Annotated in this window: 18 protein-coding genes and 2 riboswitches; of the genes, 15 read left to right on the top strand and 3 right to left on the bottom strand. The window is 49.5% G+C overall.

Translation table 11 applies throughout. The annotated features are described in order from the left end of the window. The first annotated feature begins 24 nt into the window (after positions 1 to 24). From MH144_RS26230 to sdaAA, 5 genes are all read left to right on the top strand, one after another. Positions 25 to 519, top strand: a complete 495-nt coding sequence (locus MH144_RS26230; RefSeq protein WP_239305221.1) for a PH domain-containing protein — start codon at positions 25 to 27, stop codon at positions 517 to 519. Continuing rightward, on the top strand, positions 512 to 2,032 hold the full coding sequence (locus MH144_RS26225) for a PH domain-containing protein (RefSeq protein ID WP_239305220.1): 1,521 nt from the start codon (positions 512 to 514) through the stop codon (positions 2,030 to 2,032). Before MH144_RS26230 ends, MH144_RS26225 begins: the two co-directional genes overlap by 8 nt. Before the next feature lie 215 nt (positions 2,033 to 2,247). Then, on the top strand, positions 2,248 to 3,528 hold the full coding sequence (locus tag MH144_RS26220; protein WP_239305219.1) for an MFS transporter: 1,281 nt from the start codon (positions 2,248 to 2,250) through the stop codon (positions 3,526 to 3,528). 193 nt (positions 3,529 to 3,721) lie between these two features. Continuing rightward, positions 3,722 to 3,847, top strand: a riboswitch (glycine riboswitch). A 4-nt stretch (positions 3,848 to 3,851) separates the two neighbouring features. After that, a riboswitch (glycine riboswitch) is annotated at positions 3,852 to 3,956 on the top strand. A gap of 106 nt (positions 3,957 to 4,062) precedes the next feature. Further along, entirely contained in the window at positions 4,063 to 4,752 is a 690-nt protein-coding gene (gene sdaAB / locus MH144_RS26215) for an L-serine ammonia-lyase, iron-sulfur-dependent subunit beta (RefSeq protein ID WP_239305218.1), read from the top strand. Further along, positions 4,742 to 5,683, top strand: coding sequence for an L-serine ammonia-lyase, iron-sulfur-dependent, subunit alpha (gene sdaAA / locus MH144_RS26210; protein WP_239305217.1), 942 nt, complete (start codon positions 4,742 to 4,744; stop codon positions 5,681 to 5,683). The genes sdaAB and sdaAA overlap by 11 nt, the downstream gene beginning before the upstream one ends. Positions 5,684 to 5,861: 178 nt before the next feature. Here sdaAA and MH144_RS26205 read toward each other — a convergent pair whose 3' ends face one another. Continuing rightward, entirely contained in the window at positions 5,862 to 7,628 is a 1,767-nt protein-coding gene (locus tag MH144_RS26205) for an alpha-glycosidase (RefSeq protein WP_239305216.1), read from the bottom strand. A 209-nt stretch (positions 7,629 to 7,837) separates the two neighbouring features. On the opposite strand from MH144_RS26205, the gene MH144_RS26200 reads away from it, so the two are divergent. The 6 genes from MH144_RS26200 to MH144_RS26175 all read left to right on the top strand — a co-directional run bounded on the left by MH144_RS26200 (position 7,838) and on the right by MH144_RS26175 (position 15,681). Then, entirely contained in the window at positions 7,838 to 8,521 is a 684-nt protein-coding gene (locus tag MH144_RS26200) for a response regulator transcription factor (RefSeq protein WP_239305215.1), read from the top strand. Beyond that, on the top strand, positions 8,518 to 10,029 hold the full coding sequence (locus MH144_RS26195) for a HAMP domain-containing sensor histidine kinase (RefSeq protein ID WP_239305214.1): 1,512 nt from the start codon (positions 8,518 to 8,520) through the stop codon (positions 10,027 to 10,029). Before MH144_RS26200 ends, MH144_RS26195 begins: the two co-directional genes overlap by 4 nt. Before the next feature lie 99 nt (positions 10,030 to 10,128). After that, entirely contained in the window at positions 10,129 to 11,043 is a 915-nt protein-coding gene (locus tag MH144_RS26190; protein WP_095291735.1) for an ABC transporter ATP-binding protein, read from the top strand. After that, the gene (locus tag MH144_RS26185; RefSeq protein ID WP_239305213.1) at positions 11,040 to 11,756 is read left to right on the top strand and encodes an ABC transporter permease; all 717 of its coding nucleotides are present in this window, start codon (positions 11,040 to 11,042) and stop codon (positions 11,754 to 11,756) included. Before MH144_RS26190 ends, MH144_RS26185 begins: the two co-directional genes overlap by 4 nt. Before the next feature lies 1 nt (position 11,757). Further along, positions 11,758 to 12,492: an ABC transporter permease gene (locus tag MH144_RS26180; RefSeq protein ID WP_239305212.1), complete on the top strand. Its 735-nt coding sequence runs from the start codon at positions 11,758 to 11,760 to the stop codon at positions 12,490 to 12,492. A gap of 480 nt (positions 12,493 to 12,972) precedes the next feature. Further along, positions 12,973 to 15,681, top strand: a complete 2,709-nt coding sequence (locus MH144_RS26175) for a PAS domain S-box protein (RefSeq protein ID WP_239305211.1) — start codon at positions 12,973 to 12,975, stop codon at positions 15,679 to 15,681. Positions 15,682 to 15,799: 118 nt separating this feature from the next. Here MH144_RS26175 and MH144_RS26170 read toward each other — a convergent pair whose 3' ends face one another. Next, entirely contained in the window at positions 15,800 to 16,753 is a 954-nt protein-coding gene (locus MH144_RS26170; RefSeq protein ID WP_239305210.1) for an L-lactate dehydrogenase, read from the bottom strand. Between the two features lie 494 nt (positions 16,754 to 17,247). On the opposite strand from MH144_RS26170, the gene MH144_RS26165 reads away from it, so the two are divergent. Together MH144_RS26165 and MH144_RS26160 are read left to right on the top strand one after the other, a co-directional pair. Then, entirely contained in the window at positions 17,248 to 17,901 is a 654-nt protein-coding gene (locus tag MH144_RS26165) for a hypothetical protein (protein WP_239305209.1), read from the top strand. 145 nt (positions 17,902 to 18,046) lie between these two features. Then, complete coding sequence (locus MH144_RS26160; RefSeq protein ID WP_239305208.1) at positions 18,047 to 18,865, top strand: serine/threonine protein kinase; 819 nt, start codon at positions 18,047 to 18,049, stop codon at positions 18,863 to 18,865. A 96-nt stretch (positions 18,866 to 18,961) separates the two neighbouring features. Here MH144_RS26160 and MH144_RS26155 read toward each other — a convergent pair whose 3' ends face one another. Continuing rightward, positions 18,962 to 19,171 carry a hypothetical protein gene (locus MH144_RS26155; protein ID WP_095291745.1) on the bottom strand — a complete coding sequence of 70 codons (210 nt, stop codon included), beginning with the start codon at positions 19,169 to 19,171 and terminating at the stop codon, positions 18,962 to 18,964. Between the two features lie 214 nt (positions 19,172 to 19,385). Here MH144_RS26155 and map point away from each other — a divergent pair, with 214 nt between their 5' ends. Then, entirely contained in the window at positions 19,386 to 20,135 is a 750-nt protein-coding gene (gene map, locus MH144_RS26150) for a type I methionyl aminopeptidase (RefSeq protein ID WP_239305207.1), read from the top strand. Between the two features lie 264 nt (positions 20,136 to 20,399). Then, positions 20,400 to 21,088: NADP-dependent oxidoreductase (locus MH144_RS26145; protein WP_481857396.1), on the top strand; the 689-nt coding region annotated here is incomplete at its 3' end.

The following is a 21,088-nucleotide window of genomic DNA, read 5'->3' as shown; positions in this document are numbered from 1 at the left end:
TGGTAGGAGAGTGTGAGTCACGCGATGAATTACACAGAGCTTAACAACGGAGAACTGCGACGTCTCCACCCCAAAGCCAAACAAGCTACAGCCCTGACGGCCCTTATGGTCAATGGGCTGTTGGCTCTTTTGGCCATTGGATATCTGATTGTCGCATGGGTTAGAGAATGGGTGCTGTGGCCGGGCTGGGTTGGATTAGGGATTTTTATCATTTCACTGATCTGGTACACCTGGATTCTGCCCGGATTGCGACACCGACACTTTAGTTTTCGAGTCGCTGAGGATGAAGTGCAGATCCATTCCGGCTGGTTATGGCATACGGATACGATTGTGCCGATGACGCGTGTACAGCAGGTGGAACTGGAGAGCGGTCCGTTGCTGCGGAAGTATGGACTTGCCAAAGTCAGCATTATTACAGCGGCAGCCACACTTCATATCGCCGGACTGGAAAGAGAGGAAGCAGAGCAATTGAAGCGGAGTATCGGACATCTGGCGAAGGTGGAAGATCACGATGAATGAACCCAAGCATCTACATAAGCTGTACATGTTATTTCCCTTTTTTAGCGTAATGAAATCCATCATTCCCATCCTCGTTCTACTCATCATCAAAGGTGTGAACTGGAGCAAGTTTCCCTGGTATGGTTATGCTGCTGCCGTTGTTCTATTTACGCTTCCGTTTATTCTGTATGGTTGGCTTAAATGGCGTAAGTTCAGCTACACGCTTCAGGATGATCGGATTGTGCTGCGTCAGGGCATATTTGTCCGGGAGGAGAAATCGATCTATTTCAGTCGTATTCACTCTATCCAGACACAGCAGCCTCTGATTCAGCGCTTGCTCCGGCTGGCACAGCTCAAGATTGAGACGCCAGGCGGAAGCAAGGAGGCGGATGGTGTATTACCCGCTCTGGCTGTTGCGGAGGCCGAGCGGGTAGAGCAATGGTTATATCAGAAGCGCAATGAAGCTGTGAAGAAAGAGGAAGCACCTCTCTCAGCTGAACATGCTGAAGATCTTACCTCATATGAAGAGGGAGAATCTCTTGGGCAAAAGGAGAAACACAACCAGGCATCCTCTCCGCTTGTGCAGCCGGAACGGGAGGTTCTGCTGCGCCTGTCAGCCGGCAGGCTGTTTGCCGGAGCGCTGACCACGATGAATCTGCCGCTCGTTGTCGTATTCGGTACAGGGGTTTATTCCTTCGCGGATGACCTGCTCCCTGCGCACTTCTACAGCAGCTTGGTTGAGCGGGCTGGACAGCTGCCAGCGGTGTGGTGGCTCGGACTTGTTCCTGTCATGTTTCTACTGGCTTGGTTCTTGTCTGCTGTCCTGTTCACGATAAAATATGCCGGATTCACGGTAGAGCAGGAAGGCGGTAATATTACCATTGTTTCCGGATTGCTCGACCGAAAGAAGCATGTGTTCTCTCCAGGGAAGGTCCAGGCGGTGGAGATTAGGGAGGGTCTGTTGCGACAGCCGTTTGGTTATGCCGAGGTGGAGATTTTTGTTTTGACTTCGGAGACGGAGAAAAAAATGATGCTCCATCCGCTGCTGCCGCTTCGCGATGTCAATGAGCTGCTTGCACGTATTGTACCGCAATTCGTCATGCAGCCACCCGCTAACAGACCCCCGGACCGAGCTCGCTGGTTATTCATGCGCTGGAAACTGCTTGGTGCAGCCCTGCTGGGAACAGCGGGTACTGTGTTTCTGGGTCCGACGGGCGCGCTTATCTTTCTCCTCATCCCCTTATGTGCCGTTTGGGGATACAGATGCTTCAAGGATGAAGGACTGAGCATTCAAGGCAAGCTTCTAACCATTCGCCACCGGGCAATCTCCCGCAGAACGGCCTTGATGCGCCGGCCTCATGTTGTCACGGTGGATACTGTTGCTACCCTGAGACAGCGAAGCAAGTCCTTGTTATCTGTTCGGGCGAGGCTGATGGTGAATCGGGGCGGCTTCAAAGCCATATTCATGGAATATGACCAGGCTAATGCCGTAAAGGAATGGTTTCGGCAGGCTTCGGACTTGACCAAAAGATGATATAGAAAAAACAACTTCAGATTAAACCCATTGAGACTGCCGGATTAGCGGCAGTCTTTTTTCTGTAAGGGAAGCCTTACGAAATATGATGATCGACGTCCGGAAAGACTCATTTTTTTACTGCGAAAGAGAATGAAATAGGAGATAATACAATTATTGGGTGTTAATTCTTTACCTCGTATAATTCATGATTGAACTTGGGAGGAATCGGATGGATGAGCATTGATCACGAGAAGGGGAAAGGGAAGGGCGCCCAGCCAGGTGGATGGAAACATGCTGGCTTGCTACTGGGCGGAGTAGGCATATCCAATCTGGGCGATTTCATTTACATTGTGGCCATTAATTTGATGGTGCTTAACTTGACACAGTCTCCGGCGGCAGTCGCAGGCTTATGGATCATTTCGCCAATTGCCTCGGTATGCACCAAGTTCTGGTCAGGCAGTCTGATCGACCGCTACGACCAGCGACAGCTGATGATTGGTGCGGATGTGGTGAGAGCTGTGCTCGTGGCATTGCTCCCGCTGATGCCCGGTCTATGGATGATGTACGGCATCATGTTTCTTGTCAGCATGTCATCATCCATATTCGTTCCTTCTTCACAGGTATACATCACCCGGCTGGTTCCTGCTGAGCGGCGCAAGCGATTCAATTCCCTGCAGGCAATGATCAGTTCAGGTGCTTTTATTACAGGCCCGGCCATAGCCGGAGTCATGTTGATCTATCTGTCTCCTGTTGCGGCGATCTATGCCAATGCAGCTTCATTTGTGGTGTCTGCGCTGGTCCTGATGTTCCTGCCAAGGCTGGGCATTGGGGAGCAGAATGGTGGAACAGTGACAAGGCTAACCCCTCGCCTGATTGCCCAGGATTGGCGGGCAGTAATGCTCTTCAGTCGTCAAGCGGGATATGTGGTGGGCATCTATGCCCTGTTTCAGATTATTCTTGTTATTGGCATGTCGCTGGATGCGCAGGAAGTGGTGTTTATCCGTCAAGTCATGAATCTGTCCGAGTCACAGTATGGTGCGTTGATGAGTGTTACAGGAGCTGGATATCTGGTGGGTTCTCTGCTGGTTTGGTTGTTCGCCAAACACTTGCCCATTCGTCATATGATGGGAGGAGGCGTGCTCCTGGTTGCGTTTGGTTACTTCCTGTTCGCCCGTTCGTTCTCATTTGAGCTTGCAGCATTCGCTTTTATTCTGCTTGGATTGTGTTCGGCGCCGGCAAACACGGGACTGGTCACCTTTTATCAGAATAATATACCGGTAGACTTGATGGGGCGAATGAGCAGTGTACTTGGACTGATGCTGAGTGCATTACAGGTCATTTCAATTTTGGTCATGGGGGTAGTTGCTGAAGTGATCTCTCTTCGAACGGTATATACGGTGGTTTCGGCAGTTCTGATGCTGGGTGCCCTCCTGTTATGGCTTACAAGCTGGCTTCCTTCAAGACAGTCATATTATAAGGAGCACAGCTCTTCCTCAAAATCACTTCATAGCTAGTCTATGTCCTATATTGAACCGAACCTTCCTCTGGAAGGATGCATATGATATAACAGGAGTTTTTCCAAGATGATATTGATGCGTTACTTTTGTTGACATTACGTGTGTTGCATATTAATCTGTTATATGAATGATCAATCTCATAAGTACAACGTTTGATATGTGTTCAAGCGAATATATACGATACAGCGGATGAAAACGAGCGGGAGAGACCTGGGTAGGCCAATGGTTTCAGTAGGCTGCCAGGCACCGAAGGAGCAAGCTGCTGCGCACCCGGCGCAGGTGGTTAATCTCTCAGGTAAATGTACCATCGTTGGACGCAGCTCTGGAGAGTGCGCGAATGCGCCACCCAAGGGGTATATGATGAGAAGGGTACCCCTTGGGGTGGCCTCTGATCATCATGAAACTCTCAGGTAACGAGGACAGAGAGAGGGCCTAAGGCCTTCTACTGTCCTTTTTTGATGTCATCATTCAGTAATGAAGGAACATTATGGTGCATGTCTGGATGGATATGACGATATGGAGGGGTGCAGGATGCGATTTAAAGATGTTTTTTCAATTATTGGTCCGTCGATGACGGGTCCTTCAAGTTCACATACAGCGGGGGCAGCGAGACTGGGGAGAATTGCAAGGCAGTGGCTGGGGTGTACCCCTGAACGTGCCAGGCTGACACTGTACGGCTCATTTGCCGATACGTACCAAGGTCACGGTACGGATCTGGCGTTAATTGGTGGATTGCTTGACTATGTCACGGATGACCCGCGGATCCCGGACGCCGAAGAATATGCCGAACAAGCGGGCATGGAGGTTGAGTTCTTCACGAGTGGACTACCTGCTCCTCATCCCAATACGGTCAAGATCGAGCTATGGCATGGCGAGCGTCAATGTTCGCTCGTTGGTGCTTCGATTGGCGGCGGCAGCGTGTCGGTGCATGCGTTAAATGATTTCCGGGTACAGATCAGCGGGGAATTCCCTACACTCGTTCTGCGTCATGCGGACAAGGCAGGGGTGCTTGCTTCTGTTACGTCTACGATCAGTTCCTCAGGGGTTAACATCGGTTATATGCAAGTGGACCGGAAAGCCCGGGATGGCGAAGCGCTAACAGCGATGGAAATGGACGGAGCACCAAGTGCCGAGATGTTGGAACGCTTGTGTTCACTGGATCATGTGCTGGATATTCGCGTCATTGATTTGAAGAGAGGGGTTGATCCGGATGCGGTTTAAGCACTTGCATGAGCTGAATACGATCTGTACGGCTGAATCCAAAACCATTGCCCGACTGATGATCGAGGAGCAGGTTCAGGAGACCAATACGCCGGAAGCGGACGTTGTGCGGCAGATGTCGGAATATTATCAGGTGATGAAAGAGGCTGTACGGAAAGGACTGACGGAGGACACCACTTCACGCAGTGGCTTGACCGGCGGAGATGGCAAAAAGATGGCCGAGTATATTCGCCAGGGCGAAACCTGCTCGGGTGATGCTTCCGCACTAGCGATGGCTTATGCCCTATGTGTGTCAGAAGTCAACGCATCGATGGGCCGGATTGTGGCTACGCCGACAGCGGGTTCGTGCGGGATTATCCCCGGTGTATTTATCAGCTCCCAGGAGCGATTCGGATGGAGTGATGAGCATCTGGTGAACGGCTTATTCTGTGCAGGTGCAATTGGATATGTCATCGCCAATAACTCGTTTATTTCCGGTGCAGAGGGTGGTTGTCAGGCAGAAGTCGGTTCTGCGATCGGCATGGCCGCTGGTGCAATGGTGGAGCTGCGCGGAGGGACACCGGAGCAGGTCGTTCATGCCGTAGGTCTCGCGTTAAAAAATACATTGGGCCTCATCTGCGATCCGGTCGCAGGGCTTGTTGAAATTCCATGCATTGTCCGAAACGGCCTGGGTGCGGTAACGGCACTGGCTGCAGCCGATATGGCACTGGCCGGGGTGCGAAGTGCCATTCCATCGGACGAAGTCATTGACGTCATGCTGGAAGTGGGTAGTGCGATGCCAAGTAGGCACCGCGAGACGGCGCAGGGCGGATTGGCCCAGACACCAACGGGGCGGAAAATGATGGAGAAGCTGGCGAAGCCCAAAGCGAAGCGTGCCGAACCTGAAGCTGAGTCCGAACCACAGAACACGAAGGACAAATCGGAAGAGTAGGCTTAGAACTGAGCGATAAGACAGCTTTTATTATAGGAGACATACGAAAAAAGCGTCCGCAGGCCCTTTTACAGGTCATGCAGGACGCTTTTTTAGTTGGAGAGGAAGATGATTCGGCCCTAGCAACGGTATTCACAGGAGAAGGTTCATGCAATCTGCAAGGGATACGAAATAGATATTATTTCTGTCCCTGACTGATTTCCGTGCTTAATACCGCATAACCATATGCAGGCAGTTCAACAGCGAGAACATCGCCGTCCCTGGCCGTGCGGTGGTTACCGTCCAACAATTCGGTCCATTCACCCGCGCCACCCTCGAATTCAATGATCGCCGTTTCCTCTGAACGATTGAACAGAATCAGAATGCGTTCATCTTCACTTTGCCGCTCGAGAACCAGCTGGCTCCCTTCAGGACGGGCTTGCAGGAATCGAACGTGACCTTCTGCACGCAGAGCGGGATGGGCATGGCGAAGGGCGATAAGCTGCTGATAAAAGCTGAATAACTCACGGTCCTGCTTCGCCTCATCCCACTCCATGCATTTCCGGCAGCCCGGATCATGGTCGCCATCCAGGCCGATCTCGTCTCCGTAATAGATGCACGGCGTGCCCAGATAAGTGAACTGGAACAATGCCGCCAGTTTCATCTTGCGCTGATCGCCTTCACACAGTGTCAGCAGCCTTGGCGTATCATGGCTATCCAGCAGGTTGAAAGCCACTTCGCTGGCTTGCAGTGGATAACGTGACAGTTGCCGTCCGATGGAATTTGCGAACGTCTCGGCATTCATTTTATTTTTGACAAAGAAACCATTCACGGCATCGGTAAACGGATAGTTCATGGCAGCATCGAACTGATCACCTTGCAGCCAGGCCGAGGATTCATTCCAGATCTCTCCGAGAATATACGCCTCTGGGTTCGCAGCCTTGACCACCCGCCGGAAATCCCGCCAGAATGCATCATCCACTTCGTCCGCGACATCCAGCCGCCAACCGTCCATGCCCACTTCCTTGATCCAATACTCGGCTACCTTCAGCAGGTAGTCTTTTACCTCCGGATTTTCCGTGTTCAGCTTCGGCATATGAGCTTCGAATCCAAAGGTTTCATACGTAGGGATGCCATCCTTCACATCCAGCGGGAATTCATGTACATGAAACCAATCCTTGTATTTGGATTTCTCCCCGTTCTTCTGTACGTCTACGAATGGGGCAAACGTTTTCCCGGAATGATTGAACACCGCATCCAGAAGCACCCGGATACCACGTTCATGACACAGCTTGACCAATTGTTTCACGGTGTCTGCATCACCGAAATGCCGATCTACCCGCAGATAATCCTCAGTATCATATTTATGGTTGGTGGTTGCTTCGAAGATGGGGGTAAAATAAATGGCATTAATGCCTAGCTCGCTGAGGTAGTCCAGATGATCCATTACACCCTGGAGGTCACCTCCAAAGAAGTTGGATGGCGTAGGTTCGCCGCCCCATGGCTCAACATTCTCCGGATTCAGTTCCGGATTGCCGTTGGCAAATCGCTCGGGGAAGATCTGATAGAAAACCGCATCCTTCACCCATTCAGGCGGCGTAAAGACCGCACCTGGGTGAATATAGGGAAACTGAAACATCTGCCCTGGATCGCCCGGTTCGTCTTCCTGAAACCCCGCTTCGGACATCCAGATCTGCTCGTCTCCGCTTTTAAGCAAAAAGGAATATTTCAGACGATGGTACGGAGGCTTTATTTCACCTTCATAGTAGTCGAACATGGAATCTGAGGTAAATTTGGTTAAGGAGATCTGCTTTTTGGTATTTTCCCATGCGTATTTGTCGCCAGTCATGGCGTATACCTCGGTGAGATCATTCCTTTTGGCACGCAGGCGCAGGCGAACAGTATCCTTATCGTAGGCATATGCCCAGTTCCGTTTGGGTTGATGATAGATGGCTTCCAGCAGCATGTTAAAATTCCTCCCGTCTATTCAATTCATATGTACTTCATGGAATTAGGCATGGCATTTTTGTAGCTGAAGATTAAGGTATAATACAAATAAAAGTAAAAGAGCAATCCTTTTTAAATGGTGCTTCGTTCGTTCCTACATACAGCTTACTCCAATATGTTCAGATATATAATTAACCCAAAGGGTGCAGAAAGGAAACGAATCTACGTATGAAAACAACACTGCTATACATTGAGGACGACACGGAAATCGCGACATGGGTCAGAGCTGACCTGGAGGATCGCGGTTATGAGGTCATATGGCTGGGAAGCGGAGAGGGGGCGGCCGAAGCTGCCGGGGGCTGCTCGCTGATTATTTTGGATGTCATGCTGCCAGGGCTGGATGGATTTACGGTAGGACAGCGACTGAAAAAGGAACATCCTTCTGTGCCCATCGTCATGCTCTCGGCCAGAACATCCATTGATGACAAGCTGCATGGTCTCGATTTTGCCGATGACTATGTAACCAAGCCGTTTCACCCTGATGAGCTCGCTGCACGCATTGAAGTGCAGCTGCGCAAGGCAGGAACCACCGTTTCGTCCGATGATGCCTTGAAGCTGGATCACCTGTCCATCTATGAGAAGGACAATCGGATCGTCAACGAGGAGACGGGGGAGGAGATTATTTTATCGGGAAAACAGTTTCACATCTTCGCGTACCTGCTCAGGCATATGGGTATGATCCGTACGAAAGAACAGATTTATGAGGCTGTCTGGAACGAACCTTATCTGGATGGGGATAAGACATTAATGGTACATATTCGTCATCTGCGCGAGAAGCTTGAACGGGATCCGGCCAATCCGTCGGTGATTCAAACCGTGCGCGGGGTTGGATACCGTGTGAAGAAACCATGATTGGGCGGTTAAGTAAGCAAGAGAATCCGAAAGATCAGAGCGAAGGAAAGAAGAACGGAAAACGTAAGCTCCGATTCGGCCGCTCACTCATGTCCCGTTATATCCTTCTGATCTTATGTGCGGTTTTGTTCGTACCTGTGGTTCTTCCAATCACATCCGTCATTTACGTAGTAGTCATCAATAACGTGAGCAAGAGCAATACCGCTCCTTACGGTGACGTTACGCATATAAGCAATCTCTGGTCCAACGAATCGAAAAAGCTGGATCAGGCAACGCCTGCCAAGATGGATAATCGCATGAAGGAGTTACATGCCCGTTACCCCAAATCTTCAGTGTACAGAGTGGATGAGAACGGGAAAACCGTCTTTATACTTGGAGGAGAAGGCGTAGAAGTAACTGAAACTCCGGTGAATGGATCAACCCTAACTACCTTGAAATGGCCGCTGGATGATCAGAAAAAGGTAGAAACCCGTATTCCCGCAGTATGGGATGCATCCTATACGCTGGAATTCATGAAGGAAGCCGTCTACCGTGACCCGTTAACCGTCGTTTCATTTATAGGTGGCGGCAATCAGGACAAGGGAAAAGGCTTCATGGTCATTGAAGTGCCGAGATATCTGCTCCAAAAATCCGAGAGCAACTGGCCGATGGAGCTCCTGTATCTTGGTTTGCTGATGACGATTATTTTTCTGCTCTTCATTGTGATGTCCATTCTGTTTTTTGCACGGATTCGCAAACGGCTGATCCGTCTGCAGACGGCCATGATTACGCCAGGAAAGGAAGGCATTCCGCTTCCTGTCGATATTCGCAGATCGGACGAGATTGGTCAGCTGGAAGACTCATTCAATCAGATGGTGTATCAACTGACCGAAAGCCGCCACAGGGAACGTGAGGAAGAACAGTTCCGCAAACGTCTCATTGCAGGACTCTCCCATGATTTGCGTACACCACTAACGGTCATTCGTGGGCATATGCATGCTCTTCACAAGGAAGCACTCAGCGATAAGGGCATCAGTTCATTGTCACGCATGGAGTCCAAGATGGATGATCTAAGCGGTCTTATTGATAACATGTTATCGTACAATCTGCTTGCGAGTGGTAAGTACACGCTGAAGCTGGAAGAGAAGGATGTTTTCCGGATCGTTAGGGAAACGGCCGCGGCATGGTACCCCGTATGGGAGAAGGAGCAGTTCGACATCCATATTGACCTGCCGGATGAGCCGCTGATCTGGCGCGTGGATGAACAGGGCATGCGTCGCATTCTGGATAACCTGTTTCAGAACGTGGTTCGGTATGCAGGGGATGGAAAATACATTGGCATATCCACTGAACGGATTCACGACAGAACAGCTCTGGTTATTCAGGATCAAGGTCCGGGTATGCAGCATGAGGTAGGGGCGAAAGGTACAGGTCTCGGGCTGTCCATTGTGGATCTGCTTGTTCGGGAGATGGGCCTGCGTAAAAAGGTGGATAGCTCACCCGAAGGAGTTCGGATATTTATCTATTGACCTTAGGTCTGACCTAGCACAATTTAAACTAAACTTAAACTTCGGGCAACTTTAGTTTTAACCTTGGACGGTTACGATGATATCCGAGGTGATTAAACAGTGAGTGATAACATTATTCAAACGGCTAATTTATGGAAAACATATCGGGATCGTGCGGCAGTTCGCGAATTGGATCTGCATATCAAGAAGGGGGATATCTACGGTTTTCTAGGACCTAACGGTGCGGGTAAAACAACAACCATTCGCATGCTGCTCGGTTTGATCAAACCGACAAAAGGGGTTATTCGTGTCTTCGATAAAGACATTCGCAAGGATCGCATGGATATTTTGCGCCGTGTTGGTTCGCTCGTAGAGTATCCGTCTTATTACGGGCATCTGAATGCAGTTGAAAATCTGGAGGCATTGCGGCGAATTCTGAATGTACCCAAATCCAGAATTGCTGAAGTATTGTCCATAGTCGATCTGACGAGGGATGCAAAGCGCGCCGTTAAAGGGTATTCACTTGGAATGAAGCAGAGACTCGGGATTGCAAGTGCCTTGCTGGGTCAGCCGGAACTGCTGATATTGGATGAACCCACGAATGGACTCGATCCGGCCGGTATTCAGGAGATCCGCGAGTTAATTAAACGCATGCCGCTGGAACATGGCATTACGGTATTGGTGTCAAGTCACTTACTCAGTGAAGTGGAGCAGATGGCTAGCCGGGTAGGGATTATCCGCGAAGGCAAAATGGTACTTCAGGATACCATTGCAAACCTGCATAGCCAGACAGGCAGCTCTATTCGATTGACTGTATCCGAGCCGGAAGAAGCCATGAAGCTGGCGAGAGAGCAAGGACAATTCGGTCAGCGTCAAGGATCTGAGCTTACATTCCCATATATGGACAACAGTGCGATTGCGCTTCTGGTACGCAGACTGGTTGAACAAGATCACGCCATTTACCGGGTGGAGGAGCACCGTCAGTCTCTCGAAGACCTCTTCATGCGGGTTATTGGTGAGGGGGCTATGGTATGACGGGACGTGCACTATCGTCGGACTGGCTCAAAATTCGGGGCAAGGGCATTTGGTTTCTTGTTTTTCTTGCACCCATCGGACTTACCTTAATGCAGGCCCTGAACTTTGGACTCCGTCTGGATTATTTAAAAGGAGTATATGGTGATAACCTGTGGAATGGGCTTCTGGAAAATGTGGTTGTTTTTGTACCGCTAGCATTAATGCTGGGCGCAACGATCCTGAGCTCTATGATTGCCAATGTTGAGCATGAGCAAGGTTCATGGAAGCAGCTTCTGGCAATGCCAATTCCGAGACCGGCAGTATATCTGGCGAAGTTCCTATTAGCGTGTATACTGCTTGTCATCTCTTGTCTTCTTTTGACTGCCGGAATCGTGATTCTGGGCCTGGTGTTCGGCTTCAATGCCGGAGACATTCCATGGATTCAAGCATTCAAGCTGGGCCTGCTGCCACTGGCCGGGGCACTACCTGTCCTATCCATTGAACTGTGGCTAACGATGGTTGCCAAGAATCAGGCACTGCCGGTGACCTTGGGCATTGTACTTGCAATCACAGGTATGTTCGCACTTAGTATCTCACCAAGCTTCCCGCTCGCATGGTCACAGATGGCATGGAATGGACCGAATCCATTCCTGTACGCGGGGATGGGGTTGGCTGCGGGAGTCCTGATTATGCTGCTTGGAATGATGCATTTCAGCCGGAAGGATGTGGCTTAGGATGAACTTTGCTACGACATATTTCCGAATCCTGTCCTCCGAACGGCTGAAAATGGGCAAGTCACCCGCATGGCTCCTGATTCTGCTGAGTCCATTGTTAGCTTTGCTTATTGGACTTCTCAGTGAGCCATCAGGACAGTGGGAAGTTCTGATGGGAACGATGGTCTTTTTGCATGGCATGCTGCTCATGCCTATCCTGACGGGTGTATTCACTTCATTTGTCTGCCGGTTCGAACATGCTGGTGGGGGATGGAAGCAAATGCTGGTACTGCCCCTCACCCGGACAGGCGTTTATGCAGGCAAGCTGACGATTGTCATTGTGCTGCTGCTTTGTACCCAAGTGCTGCTGCTGATATCCATTCTGCTGGCAGGATGGATTCAGGGTCTTACCGAGCCTGTACCGTGGTCGTTCATTATCGGCAAATTGCTGCTCGGCCTGTTCGCCTGCCTGCCCCTTGCCGGACTGCAGATGTTGGTTTCCCTGATCTGGAGCAGCTTCGCAGCGCCCCTCGCTCTGAATTTTGCCTTGACTGTACCGAACATACTGATTGTGAACTCGGCGAAAATCGGTCCATTCTATCCTTGGGCCCAGCCCATGCTGCTGATGACACCAACGGACGGCGGTGGGTTCGGGGCCTACAATGTACCGCTTGGTACGCTCCTTACCGTAGTCGGAGGAAGTGCAGTGCTGTTTATTCTTATTGGTGTTCTCTATTTTAGAAAAAAGGAAATTTAAGATGGTTTGATGTTTAAAACTAATCTGCATCAGATCAATATCCCCCAAGACCGTCAACCGACTATGTATTCGGGTGAGCGGAGCTTGGGGGATCTTTGGCATGTCCTGTCCTACTTCGTACTAAAAAGTACGTTTATATTGATACAGGTACGCTCTTTGTGTATCGATTATAGCTGAAATGATACATAATGTATCTATAAAGTTGTAACTAATATCCAGATTTTCTAATGCGATTTCGGAAAAGGTGACCACCATTAGAGATTGATTCAAAGTGAAGAAATAAAGCTTCCATCTTTTTCAATTTGGAATATTACAATTTTTATACCAGATTGTAAGCAAAGTGAGAGTGGAATCTGGTAAAATGAAAAAAGCTGTTTCTAGGCAGCCTTACTTGGTTATTCGTGGGTATATGCTTTAGACTCTAAATGACGTTTATAGATTGTTAGAAGAAGATAAAGGCTGAGAAAAGAGGGGTAAGCCTTGGATATTAATAAAACGGAAACCCTGAAGCGGATTATTTCTGAAGGAAGTTCTTACCAATCATTGTTTTTTAATCACCCGGATGCCATATATGTGATGGACATCCATGGAAATTATATCGATGCCAATCCATCCGTAGAGCGTATATCAGGATATACACTCGATGACTTGATGCGTATCCATCCAAGTCAGGTCTGTCCGCCAGAGAGTGAAACATCGAGGCGGAAATATATTCGTGAGGTGATTACTGGCCGCTCAGTCAGTAACCATATCACGTTTTATCATAAGAATGGTTCTGTAAGACAAGCCGAGATCACCTACGTGCCCATTACAGCAGGAGAAGAGGTTGTAGGGATCTATGGCATTGCCAAAGATGTGACGGAGATCGTTGAAGTGGAACGAAAACTCCAGGAGACGCAAGAAAAGTACCAGGTGCTTGCTGAACATGCTCAAGACCTCATTACGACAAGTTCACTGGATGGAGAGCTGCTCTATGTTTCTCCATCTGTGTATTCTCTGCTTGGATATCGGCCGGAAGAAGTGACGGGCAAGTCTTTCAAGGATTATTGTTATCCCGGAGATTTCCCAGACCCAATGGAGCTATCCGAGATTGGCAATGGCTGCAAAATGCGTGTGCGGCATAAGAAGGGGCATTACATCTGGATGGAAACTTTGGCTAAGCCTGTAGCTGGAGAGAAGGGAAGAGACGTCCAGATTGTAAGCATTAGCCGGGATATCACTCAGCACAAGGATGCGGATAGACGTCTGAGAGAGAGTCGTCAGCGATACAAATCCTTGTTCGAGCATAATCCGGCTGCGGTGTACTCATTGAATCTGGAAGGCAAGTATAGTGCGGTTAATCGTAATCTGGTCAAAATGCTGAATATTCCGCGCAGCAAACTCATCGGACAGTCGTTTCTTTCCAACCTGGATCCATGTGAGGTAGGGCGCGGCAGAACCCACTTTGAGCTGGTGAAGCAGGGGAAACCGCAGCATTATGAAACTCGCATTGTGAATTCTGCAGGCAAGAAGTACGATGCATCCATCATTAATGTGCCCATTATCGTCGACCAGGAATTGGTTGGAGTATACGGAATATTGTCTGATATTACTGAACGCAAGGAGTATATGGAGCGTATTCAGGAGCTCAGTAAGCAGCATGCACTGATTCTGAATTCCGTTACAGAAGGCATATATGGTCTGGATGCGGAAGGCGTTACTATGTTTATGAATCCGGCAGCGGCTTCCATGTTTGGTTATGAGGCGGAAGAATTTATCGGCAAAAGCGCCCATCCCATTATCCATCATTCCCGGGCGGATGGAAGTTATTTTCCCAAAGAAGAATGTCCAATTCACATGACGGTTATGGATGGACAAGGGCGCTCCGTCAAGGAAGATGTATTCTGGCGCAAGGACGGCAGCAGCTTCCTGGTGGAATACCAGGTTACGCCGATTATTGATCAGGAACAGATCCAGGGCGTAGTCATTGTGTTCAATGATGTCACCGGAGAGCGTGAAATTGTGCGCGCCAAGGAGACGGCTGAGCTTGCAGCACAGGCCAAGTCCGAATTCTTGTCGATGGTGAGCCATGAGATTCGCACGCCGATGAACGGAATTGTTGGCATGACCGAACTGCTGATTGGAACCGATCTATCGGAAGAGCAGCGGGAATATGCCCAGATTATTCAGGAGAGTGGGGATGCGCTGCTGAATATTCTGAATGATATTCTGGATTTCAGCAAACTGGAGTCCGGTAAAATGGCTCTTGCATACGAACCGTTCTCTCTACGCAAAATGCTGGAGCAGGTGGCGGAGCTGTTTAAACTTCGGGCAGATGAGAAACAGCTGCAGATCAGGTATCGCCTGAATCCAACCATTCCGGAATTCATGGTGGGTGATGCCATGCGTATCCGTCAGATTCTGGTCAATCTGGTCAGCAATGCACTGAAATTCACGGATAAGGGCAGCATTGATGTCAATGTGGATATCGTTAAGGGCAGAAAGCCGGAAGATAACGTGCTTGATTTTGCAGTGAAAGATACCGGGATCGGTATTCCTGCGGACAAGCTGGATCAGTTGTTCCAATCCTTCTCCCAGCTGCACCCGGTCATTAATCGCAAGTATGGAGGCACAGGACTTGGTCTTGTCATCTCGAAGCGGCTGGTGGAGATTATGGGCGGTAGCATTGGTGTGGAGAGTGAGGACGGGAAAGGATCAACGTTCCGTTTTGCCGTACCTGCAACAAGTGTGGAATACGCTTCAGAAGGCACAGCGCGTCAATTCAGTCATGATCGCACACGTCAAGGTGATAAGGTGGCCATGCGTATTCTGGTAGCTGAAGATCACCCGGTGAACCGGAAAATTTTGACCGAGTATCTTGAAAAGCTTGGATATGAAGCGGATGTATGTACCAACGGAGTTGAAGCCATTGAGGCCATCTCGCAGAATTCATATGATATTGTGTTGATGGACATTCACATGCCTGTCATGGACGGGCTCAAGGCAACCGATCTGGTACACCGTCTGATCCCACAGGATCGCATTCCAGCCATTATCGCGGTGACGGGCAATGCCAAGCGGGAAGACAAGGAAGCCTGTCTCGAGATGGGGATGCGTGATTTCATCAGTAAACCGGTAATGCTCAGTGAACTGAAGCGTGTGCTTCAGCAATGGGGGCCGACAGATCAGCCTCAGCTGGCACCGAATTAAATATACCCTAGATGTAAACCAAACAGGCCAGCGATTTCTCCTAGCAGGAGGTCGCTGGCCTGTTTGGTTTTTTATGCTTTTCCATTCTGGGATGAGTTGTATAAGGCTAACGGAACAATTACGCCAAGGTCAGGCGATTAATGTTGCCTGATAATATCTCACAGGAACGCTCAAATTTCTCACGCTCCGAAGCGTCCAGATTTAGTTCGATAATTTCCTGGATTCCGTTTCCTCCGATAATGGCTGGAACACCAGCACATACACCGCTCTGACCATACTCCCCCTCCAGAATAGCTGAGACGGCAATAATTTTGTGTTCATCATTAAGGATGGAGCGCGTAATATGAGCCAGTGCATTGCCAATACCGAATTGCGTGGAACCTTTGCGTGTAAAGATTTCCCATCCGGCATCTTTGGTTTTGCGGGCAATGTCGTCGAGATCCAGGTGTTTGAAGCGTTCCTTATGCTGCTCCATAATATGCATGATCGGTTTGCCTCCAATCGTCACATGGGACCAGGCAACGAACTGGGACTCCCCGTGCTCCCCAAGAGCATATCCGTGCACGCTGCGCGGATCAATGGAGAACACTTCAGATAGCAGCGTTTTGAGACGGGAGGAATCAATGGAGGTCCCTGTGCCAATGACATGCTCACGCGGAAGACCTGATAACTTCCATACCATATAAGTTACTATGTCAACCGGATTGGCTGCGACGACAAAGATGCCGTTGAATCCGCTATCCATGATGGGAAGCACGATGTCCTTCGCAATCGATTCGGCCTCCTCCAAAATATCCAGACGTGTCTGGCCTGCTTTTGGATTGGCTCCTGCAGTCAGGACAATGACATCCATGTTTCCGCAATCTGCATATGTCCCGGCATATACTTTGGTGCGATTATGTGTGAAATCCATACAATGCGAGAAATCCAGCGCTTGCGCAACAGCACGGTCATACGTCCGATCCACCATCATGATTTCCCTGCATATCGACTGATTGATCATGGAATATGCACAACTTGAGCCTACAAGACCTGCCCCGATGACCGCCACTTTACCTGATTTGCCTAACACTGCCGTTCAACCCCCATATCCTAATCATGTAATTGTCCTGACTTCAAGCCATATGTTAAGTATAGTCCTTTAATTTATGCCGAAATCCGTTTCTACGTTACATAAGATAACACATGGAAAAGCAGTGCAGCAATGATATCCTCTGTCGCGGGAGCGTATTGGAGTAATGGGGTTAACAAAATTGACATGAATAACCTGTTTTCATAAACCGACGGCGTCTGCACCAGCATCATTCGACCTGACAGCATTCCTCCTCCATGTCGGAAAAAGAGAGATTTTTACGAATAACAGACGTGACAAAAGTTCTTATGAATCCGCAGAAACAGAACAAAACCGTCAAAGGGATCGAGCCAGACATTGACGAATACCTATGGCAAGCTAAACAAAAGCCAATTGTTCATGAGACAGGTTGACCCGATCCGATGACAGTTCCAGAAGGGAACGCTGAAGCCACATTTCGAATTCAAAAGACTTCATTCCGGGAGGGAATAATGATGATTGAAGAAGCAGGAGCGACGACGGAAACGGCCAAGAGCCTGGGCATAGGAGCCAGTACTCTTCGTAAATATGCGGCAGCACTTGAGGAACAGGGATATCGATTCGAACGTTCCGCCAATAAGTCCAGATTGTTCAGATCGGACGATATCGAGTGCATTGAACGATTAATGACGGAGCTGCGGGAACATAATCTGCCGCTTGCGGATGCGGTGGTAACGGTTCTGTCTCCGAACGTGCCAGAGAGCACGATAGAGATCACTTCACAGAAAGAATGTGCAGTATCAATGCTGCCTGCTGTGTTCCCTGAAGGAACGGAACCAACTGGTCATCTCCGGTCCTATGAAGGTCTGGGTCAGCTTGTGAATGAGGTGACCTTCGGGATGATCGAGCCGCAGGATGATCGTGTGCAAATGCTCCAGCAGCGGGTGGATGAATTGGAGTTAACGCTGCAGCAACTTGCCGATACACATACGGCTCTTCAGGATCAGATGGAGAAGCAGCGTCTATGGATGAATGAGAAGCTGGAAGAAGAGCGGGATCGTGAACTGGTTACTAATCTGCGCAGCTTCCAGGGCCGTAAACGCAAACCCAAAGGGACCTCGCTGCGCATGCTCTTTGGTTTGCTGCCCAAGAAACACAAGGAAGCCTGAAGGTAGAGGGGCTACCCGTGATTTTGCGCAGGCAGCCTGATATAATTGGCTCCATAATTACAACAAGAAAACTGGCTGTTACGACTGCTCGAACGTGCCTGTGAAGGCCGCGTGAAGTTCAGAAGTCGCCGGTGTGGGAGGACAAGTGGAGCTGCAACGAAGCTGGCAAAGATTTGTGGGTCTGTGGACAGACCGTCCCCGGCGGGAAGGTTCTCTGATCTCGGGACGTTACCGAATCCAGGAGCTGCTTGGTATGGGGAGTTATGGACTCACCTATTTGTGTATCGACGAACTGAATGGCAAGGAAGTGGCGTTAAAGGAATCGAAGCCCAGCAAAGGCAGACTTTCTGCACGGTTGCTGGAACGGGAAGCGGACGTGATGAGCCGGATGGATCACCCGGCCATCCCGAAGCTGCTGCATGCATTCATATATAAGAGGAGAAGCTACATTTCCACAGAGTATATCCGGGGGGAGACACTGGAACAGTGTATATTTGAGCAGGGTCGTCAATATACAGAGCAGGAATGCCTGGTACTGGCTCTCCAGCTGCTGGAGCCTGTGGTCCATGTTCATGAGCGAGGATATATCCATGGGGATGTGCGCATACCCAACGTTATTTTGCGTGATGAGCGCGTACATTTGATTGACTTCGGTCTGGCGCGGCGTATGGGGGAGCCGTTGTTGCCTGAGCTGAAGCGAAGAATGCGGGAACTGCCCAAGCCGGAAGATGAGCCGGCTACACCTGATCAGGATCTGCAGGATCTGGGACACTTTCTTCTGTTTATGCTGTACTCGGCATATGAGCCGGAGAAGGGCAAGGCACCTGCAAGCTGGCAGGAAGAGCTGAAGCTTACGCCTGGTTTGCACCACATGCTGGAGAGACTGCTGGGGCTTCGCCCAGGATACACAGAAGGAGCGCCTGAATTACAGGCCGAAATAGAACGCTTGCTGGATTCCTATTAAAATTGAATCGGACACGCCAATAGGGGATGTTCTGCTACCGTGAGATACGGCTGGCTGAACATCCCCTATTGGCTTATATCATCATTGCAGCCCATATTAACTGGAGCTGTATTTTCTGCTTTTGTAGTAACCGGAACCATGGCGGTTATCCCTGTATTTCATATCCGAAGACGAATAGCGTTTATAGCTTCGTTTGCCTGAGGAGCTGCTGTGTCGTTTATAGGAGCGTCTGTCCGAGGAGCTGTAGCGCCTTCGGTGAGATGAAGATTTGGAATCAATGAGTTTACCAATAATTTTTTTGAACATGGATAATCATCCTTTCTTCTTCAACCGTTTTAAGCATATACGCAGCCTTAGTGAGGAGGGTTTCGTGTTTTTTATGGAATGTGGTATTCATTGCACACGAGGTTGGCGTATAATAGGATGTTGGTGCTTTACCGATTGTACGAATTTTTTATTTTGTGCGTTTCGCGTTACAATAGAAGACAGGATAAGATCATAACGGACAGGAGAAGTTGTAATGATTACGTTAAAAACCAAAGAGCAGATACAGAATATGAAAAAGGCAGGCGAAATTCTCGCCGCGTGCCATAAAGAAATTGCGAAAATGATCCGTCCAGGGATCACCACCCAGGAGATTGACCAGTTCGCAGAAGCTTTTATGAAGAAAAATGGCGCAACACCGGAGCAAAAAGGGTACAACGGGTACCAATATGCGACATGCGCGTCTGTAAATGACGTGATTTGTCATGGCTTCCCGGGAAAATATGTACTGAAAGACGGCGATATCGTTACGATCGACATGGTCGTGAATCTGAATGGATGGCTTGCCGATTCCGCGTGGTCTTATGCAGTGGGTCAAGTGACACCGGAAGCCCAGCATCTGCTGGATGTCACCAAAACGTCCCTTTACAAAGGCATTGAGCTTGCCGTAGTTGGCAACCGGATCGGTGATATTTCCCATGCCATACAAACGTATGCTGAAGGGGAAGGTCTGTCTGTCGTACGCGAGTTTATCGGTCATGGAATCGGCGAGAAAATGCATGAAGAACCACAGGTGCCCCACTATGGTCCACCGCATCGTGGTCCCCGTCTCAAGGAAGGCATGGTTATTACCATTGAGCCGATGCTGAATATCGGAACGTACCGCAGCAAGCTGGATGCTGATGGCTGGACAGCCCGTACGCAGGACGGAAGCCTGTCTGCTCAATACGAGCACACCATTGCCATCACAGCAGATGGTCCTGTGATTTTGACTGCACAGGAATAGCGAATTGGTTGTGGCAATACAATGATATTTCATGTTTTCAAGGCGGCCCACGTTTGTGATCCGCCTGTTTCGGTTTAAACTATTAAGAGTCAGCATTTGGCATATGGGATAATGAGAGCTTCGTGGGAATTCTGAAGTTCTAACGGTTGCTTCCAGATCAGCTATGTCCAACATGCTCAAAAAGATATCATATTGTGCTGGTGGTATAACATATACGATGATAAGGGTTATACGCAGGCCACTGGCAACAAGGAGGTCATGAAGTTGTCTGAAAATGAACAGATCGTACTTGCATCCCGTCCGGAAGGTGCACCATCCAGGGACAATTTTAAATTCATCCATACGCCGCTCCCTGAACCGGAAGCAGGACAGGTTCTGGTGCGTACATTATATTTGTCGGTTGACCCTTACATGCGGGGCCGTATGAAGGATACGAAGTCTTACGCACCTCCATACGCACTGAATGAAGTGATCAAAGGTGGGGCGATTGGACAAGTGGTGGACTCGTCAGAACCCAATCTGCGCAAAGGTGACTTCGTCTCCGGCATGTGGGGCTGGCAGCGGTATGCGGCTGTCAACACGGGAGATCTCTCACTGATCGATACGGAGGAAGCGCCGCTTACAGCCTATCTTGGAGCCCTCGGCCTGACGGGCCTAACGGCTTATTTTGGCATGGAGGATATCGGCAAACCGAAGGATGGCGAAACGGTGGTGGTATCCGGCGCAGCGGGAGCCGTCGGTATGATTGCCGGTCAGATCGGCAAGATTGTCGGAGCAAAAGTAATAGGAATCGCAGGTTCTGACGAAAAATGCGCCTATCTGAAAGAAAAGCTCGGGTTCGATGTGGTCCTCAACTACAAGCGGGAGAATGACATGTCTGCAGCGATTGAACGGGTATGTCCAGACGGTGTAGACGTCTATTTCGATAATGTCGGCGGTGACATCTCGGATGC

Source organism: Paenibacillus sp. ACRRY, from assembly GCF_022346995.1.
Lineage (GTDB): Bacteria > Bacillota > Bacilli > Paenibacillales > Paenibacillaceae > Paenibacillus.
This window is presented reverse-complemented; position numbering and strand designations above follow the sequence as displayed.